The sequence below is a fragment of the Coleofasciculus sp. E2-BRE-01 genome, from assembly GCF_040221695.1.
Taxonomy (GTDB): Bacteria; Cyanobacteriota; Cyanobacteriia; order Cyanobacteriales; family Coleofasciculaceae; genus Coleofasciculus.
This window is the reverse complement of the sequence record NZ_JAVKEA010000036.1, coordinates 1-5,175: the sequence shown is the minus strand read 5'-3', so window position 1 is coordinate 5,175 and position 5,175 is coordinate 1. Positions and strand designations below refer to the sequence as shown.

The 5,175-nt window shown below is 47.0% G+C and carries 6 protein-coding genes and 1 pseudogene; 2 read left to right on the top strand and 5 right to left on the bottom strand.

Going from position 1 to position 5,175, the window contains the following annotated elements:
- Positions 1-253: 253 nt before the first annotated feature.
- Positions 254-574, bottom strand: a complete 321-nt coding sequence (locus tag RIG66_RS04345; RefSeq protein WP_446336493.1) for a 2Fe-2S iron-sulfur cluster-binding protein — start codon at positions 572-574, stop codon at positions 254-256.
- Between the two features lie 132 nt (positions 575-706).
- Between RIG66_RS04345 and xseB the strand changes: the two genes are divergently transcribed.
- Positions 707-970, top strand: coding sequence for an exodeoxyribonuclease VII small subunit (gene xseB, locus RIG66_RS04340; RefSeq protein WP_446375554.1), 264 nt, complete (start codon positions 707-709; stop codon positions 968-970).
- Positions 971-1,168: 198 nt separating this feature from the next.
- Here the strand turns inward: xseB and RIG66_RS04335 are convergent, their stop codons facing one another.
- From RIG66_RS04335 to ndhO, 4 genes are all read right to left on the bottom strand, one after another.
- Entirely contained in the window at positions 1,169-1,417 is a 249-nt protein-coding gene (locus tag RIG66_RS04335) for a hypothetical protein (RefSeq protein ID WP_446375552.1), read from the bottom strand.
- Positions 1,418-1,443: 26 nt separating this feature from the next.
- Positions 1,444-1,626 carry a hypothetical protein gene (locus RIG66_RS04330; RefSeq protein ID WP_446375550.1) on the bottom strand — a complete coding sequence of 61 codons (183 nt, stop codon included), beginning with the start codon at positions 1,624-1,626 and terminating at the stop codon, positions 1,444-1,446.
- A 106-nt stretch (positions 1,627-1,732) separates the two neighbouring features.
- Positions 1,733-2,701: a malate dehydrogenase gene (gene mdh, locus RIG66_RS04325; protein ID WP_446375548.1), complete on the bottom strand. Its 969-nt coding sequence runs from the start codon at positions 2,699-2,701 to the stop codon at positions 1,733-1,735.
- A 140-nt stretch (positions 2,702-2,841) separates the two neighbouring features.
- Positions 2,842-3,060: an NAD(P)H-quinone oxidoreductase subunit O gene (gene ndhO / locus RIG66_RS04320; protein ID WP_446375546.1), complete on the bottom strand. Its 219-nt coding sequence runs from the start codon at positions 3,058-3,060 to the stop codon at positions 2,842-2,844.
- A 219-nt stretch (positions 3,061-3,279) separates the two neighbouring features.
- Here ndhO and RIG66_RS04315 point away from each other — a divergent pair.
- Positions 3,280-5,037: pseudogene (locus tag RIG66_RS04315) on the top strand (NACHT domain-containing protein); the annotation flags it as partial.
- Positions 5,038-5,175: the final 138 nt, after the last annotated feature.

Below are 5,175 nucleotides of genomic sequence, written 5' to 3'. Positions count from 1 at the left end.
CCGATAGAGCATGATGCTGGCGTTCACATCAAGGTGTCATGACCCGTCTAACGTAGACTGCGGTGAGTCTTGGTCTGCACGTTCCGACTATGTAGAGATATGCATAGATATGCATAGTTCTGTATAGGTTTTTCGGAACGGGTAAATTACAATAAATGATCAATTGTCAAGGGGTACAAATGCTGGGTGCATGTCAACACAAGTAGGTTGGGTTTCGACTTCGCTCAACCCAACGCCCCAACACCATGCTGGCTCAAGACGGTTGACCAAATTGGCGATCGTAAACCTCGTCTTCCTTACCGGATTCAACTTTCAGGTTAGAACGTGGTAAGGCGATACAAAGCAAGACATACCCTTCCTCTTGCAATTCGGGTCCAAGTCCCATCCCTTCGCTTTGATCCACAGAACCCTCAATGATTTTAGCGGCACAGGTTGTACAAACGCCAGCATTGCAGGCATTGGGTAAATCTATCCCTTGTTCCTCCGCAGCCTGAAGAATCTTTTTGTCCTCTGGGACTTCTATCGTGTGGGTTGTACCTTGGTGATTGATTTCGACGGTGTAAGTCTTGGGCATTGTACCTCTTAGCGGCTTTCCAGGTTAACTTTCCCGGTTCGGGAAAAAATATTGACCGGGATTATTTTAACGTTTGATGCCGGATTCCAGGCTATCCTTAAGTGTATTATGAGACCGACACTCTAGATTCTCATGGTTGATCCGATCGCATCCTCTCGTACCCACCAGGCTGAACCCTCCCTCCCGCCGTCTTGGAACTATGAGGCGACAGTGGCTCAGGTTGAAACGATTATTGAGCAAATCGAGCGAGGGGAACTGGAATTAGCCGAGGTATTTGACCAATTTGCCTCAGCGGTAGAGTATTTGCGTCAATGTGAAGCCTTTCTGCAACAGCGACAACAGCAAATGGATTTGTTGATTGAGACGTTAATAGATGAGTCAGATTCCCAAACTTGATCTCTACCGTTTTGCTTATTTCTTCAACGGATTACTTTGTTGACGCCAATCTACTTTTGGGGCATGGGAAGCCTGCCACAGCACTGAATGAGTATCTCAGTGAATTGACCTCTATTCGAGAATCCCTGGATAGTTGGAAACCAATACAGGCGGTGAAGTAGCCAGTTTAATTGCTTATTGAATTGCTGCTTCATCTCACTACTCCACAGAATTCAATTGAGAGCGAACTATAGCTGAAAACTGTGGTGCGTGAAGAACAAGTTCATCCAAAACTTCGGTCACTGTTCTTGGTGGATTCCTAAGCTCCGCCGCTTGTTGCGTGACAATTTCCATCATTGTCTCTGGAGCTTCATCAAACAGATATATCAGGAACTCATCCGGCGAAAGTGCCTCAATTTCATAAGGATTCAACACCTGTTCAGGGAAATCCTTGAGGTTGCTTGTCACAATTACTTGTGCCTCAGCTACTACCGCTAATATCGAGCTAATCGTGCTTGAATTCGACCATGTTTGGCTGTCATCCCTTGCTTCTCCACCAATTGACCATCTACCCATTCTGTATGGTCAGGGGGATTCAGCAAATAGTCTTCGACAGAGAAAACGGGAGACTCAACTTGAGACTCCTGGGACTTCGCGATCGCGTATGCCATAATCATCCATTATCCTTTGCCACAATTATCCCTATTATCCATATCAGGAGTAATCAGTCACCCCCAACAAAGGACAAATGACAAAGGACAAATGACGAATGACAAATGACAATCAACCCAACATTTCCTGCGCCCGCTTAATATTTTTACGAACCGATTCTGCTGACGTATGCAGAGCGGCGCGTTCGGTATCGGTGAGGTTAATTTCCACAACTTTTTCGACACCTCGACATCCTAACCGCGTGGGGACACCAATGAAAATATCCTTTAAACCATACTCCCCATCTAGATAGGATGACACGGGTAAAAGTCGCGACTGATTATGTAAAATGGCTTCCACCATCGCGCAAGTCGAGGATGCAGGCGCGGAATACGCCCCGCCAGTTTTCATCAGATTCACAATTTCTGCGCCACCATGACGAGTCCGATTTACCAAGCGATCAACTGTTTCCTCATCCATCAGTTCAGTAATCGGAATCCCTCGCACTGTGGAGTAGCGGGGTAAGGGTACCATTAAATCGCCATGACCCCCTAAGACTAACCCACTGACATCCGCAATCGATACCCCTAATTCCATCGCAATAAAGGTTTGGAAACGGGCAGAATCCAGCATTCCCGCCATTCCCATCACCCGTGACACGGGTAATCCTAATGTTTGCCAGACCAAATAGGTCATCACATCCAGGGGATTAGTGACAATAATGTACAAGGCATCGGGCGATCGCGCGATCGCTTTTTCCGCCACCTCCACCGCAATCTTGGCATTAATTTTGAGTAAATCATCTCGACTCATCCCCGGTTTACGGGGTAAACCCGCCGTGATGATCACCACATCAGACCCGGTGGTATCCATATAGTCATTGGTGCCAATAATCTCGCGATTGTGACAATCCATTCCCTGTGCCTGCATTAAATCCAGGGCAATGCCTTGGGGAATACCGGGAACAATGTCTAAAAGTACCACATTTGCCAAATTGCGTTGGGCAATCCGGTGCGCCAACGTGCTACCGACGTGACCCGCACCAATGACGGTGACGCGGTGATCATTGCAAGCGATAGGTAAATTCGAGGAAGATGCCATGGCTATAGATCGATTCTGCGATCGCGACTAGACTACAGGCGTGGCACAGCTAACATGGCGCAATTTTACAGCTTTTTTGGGCGCAAGCCTGGATTTTTGACCAGGCTAATGGAGCAAATTAGGCGTGTCACGCTACTACTTTACCCAGTGACTTCGAGTTGGTCGAGGCGAAACCAAATATTCGGGGTCGGTACATAAAACTTGACTAAGGCATAGTCACCCCGAGTATCGACCACTTCCCCATCACTTTCAAACAGGTAAGGAGGAAAGCGAGTATCACTGGCTTTAGCTTCCACACTATTATCCAACGTTTCGCGATTTACGCGCACTAATGATCCTTTTTTGAGTTTGCCTGCCATTACTTATCCCTAATATCGATATGAGTCAACGCTTTCCAGCCATTATCCCTCATAATTCACGTCTGAGTGTAGGGGCGACCCGCTTGTACTAAATACTGCCGTTCGTCGTTCGTAGTTGCGCTTGTAGTTGCGCTTTAGCGCCATAAACTGAACACAGCCACCATTAACCCTATTTAAAATAATAGTTAAACCCGCACCACCCCATAAAAATCCACCGCCGTGATCCCCATCAACCTCGATCCAATCATCACTGCAATCAGCGCGATCGCACGTCCAGCCGCCCCCCTACTCAAAAATAAGCTGGAACGGGACGAAACCGTCATCAAACTCCTGAAAAAGTTTAATCTCGATCCCGAACATCCCCATCCTGACTTTACCAGCATTTATCAATACGCCTTTGTCGAATACGGCATCGGCAAACCCCAGCCAATTCTCGAACTATTCCGACAAAACGAGATTCAACAAGCTTTTCGCCAAGCCTTCGATCGCAATAACCCCTCCATTCTCCTGCAACAAGGGGAAGCCTTTCTCGACGGATACGCCTTGGGGGATGAAATCCGAGAATTAAGAATTGACCCCAAGCGCGAATTTGCCGCCTTTGCTACCGTATTCATTGAAGTTGCCAAGCGATCGCGCACTCCAGCAGACGTTCTCACCAACCAGAAAATCGACTCCCTACACAAATCGATGAGAACCCTGCATCAACGGTTGGATCGACTCCCCACCTTAACCGGAATTCGTACCGAGATAGCGCGGTTGGCGGCACAAGAATCTCTATTATCAGCCCAGGAATCATCCACCGAAATCCCCTGTCCGGCGTTTGGTTTAGCCCAACAGATGAAGGGCTGGTTTGAAACCCTGGGTTATGACTTTGAACCCTATCAAATCTGGGGTAATGCACATTTTGAATGGATTGTCAACATTCCCGCCCGACGCGGATATGACCGGATTTTGGTCAGGGGGATTGAGGGAGAAGCCGGAATTCGGGATGTCACCGCCTTGCGAGAATCAGTGGATACTCAACGAACCGATGAAGGCTGGTTAGTCACCCCACGCCGCATCAGTCGCGCCGCCCGTGATGCGGTGGAAACGCGGGAAAATCGTGATTTATTTTGTTATACTTTTGATGAATTATTGGATGAAGCGGCAGATTTTCGGGAGTATTTGGACTGGTTAGAAACAGAGGTAAAACGGCGTGAGATTGATCAAAAGTATGTGCCGTTAGCTTGCAGCAAAGCCGAAATAGATCCAATTACCCAGCGTCAAATTGCCGTGAGTCGTTACGATGAACGCGATGGCTGGATTGACGGGTATATTGACCTCTGGTTAGATGACCCCACGAAAGAACATATTTCAATTTTGGGAGAATTTGGTACAGGTAAAACCTGGTTTGCCTTCCACTATGCCTGGATAGCATTGCAACGGTATCAGGAGGCAAAAAAACGCGGCGTTTCCCGTCCTCGCTTACCCTTAGTGATTACCCTGCGCGACTATGCCAAAGCTGTTGATGTGGAGAATGTTCTGGCGGGTTTCTTTTTTAGTCAGCATAATATTCGCCTGAATAGCAAAGTTTTTGATCAACTCAATCGCATGGGAAAATTGCTGCTCATCTTCGATGGCTTTGACGAAATGGCAGCCAAGGTTGATCGCCAGCAAATGATTAACAACTTCTGGGAATTGGCGAAGGTGGTCGTACCCGGAAGCAAAGTTATTTTAACCTGTCGCACCGAACATTTTCCCGAAGCTAAAGAAGGACGAGCGTTACTGAATGGTGAATTACAAGCCTCGACTGCGAATTTGACCGGGGAAACGCCTCAGTTTGAAGTGCTGGAATTGGAAAAGTTTGAGGATGAACAAATCCGCCAGGTGTTGTCATTTCAAGCTCAACCTGCCACAGTTGAAAAGGTAATGGAAAATCCGCAATTATTGGATTTAGCCCGTCGTCCAGTAATGACGGATTTAATCGTGGAAGCCTTAAGCTGTTCGGCATTTAAATAGGGTATAATTAAAATAGGAAATCCGAAAAACGAAAAAAATATGCCAGCCAAAAATTATTTGAAACCCGCTCAAAAAGAAAAATTACAAGTTGCTCTAAAAACCGAGAAAAATGCAGAT

What these genes read in the sequence shown, in the direction of transcription:
- RIG66_RS04345 (WP_446336493.1), bottom strand. Translation starts at nt 574, where the DNA reads ATGCCCAAGACTTACACCGTCGAAATCAATCACCAAGGTACAACCCAC.
- mdh (WP_446375548.1), bottom strand. Translation starts at nt 2,701, where the DNA reads ATGGCATCTTCCTCGAATTTACCTATCGCTTGCAATGATCACCGCGTC.
- ndhO (WP_446375546.1), bottom strand. Translation starts at nt 3,060, where the DNA reads ATGGCAGGCAAACTCAAAAAAGGATCATTAGTGCGCGTAAATCGCGAA.
- RIG66_RS04330 (WP_446375550.1), bottom strand. Translation starts at nt 1,626, where the DNA reads ATGATTATGGCATACGCGATCGCGAAGTCCCAGGAGTCTCAAGTTGAG.
- xseB (WP_446375554.1), top strand. Translation starts at nt 707, where the DNA reads ATGGTTGATCCGATCGCATCCTCTCGTACCCACCAGGCTGAACCCTCC.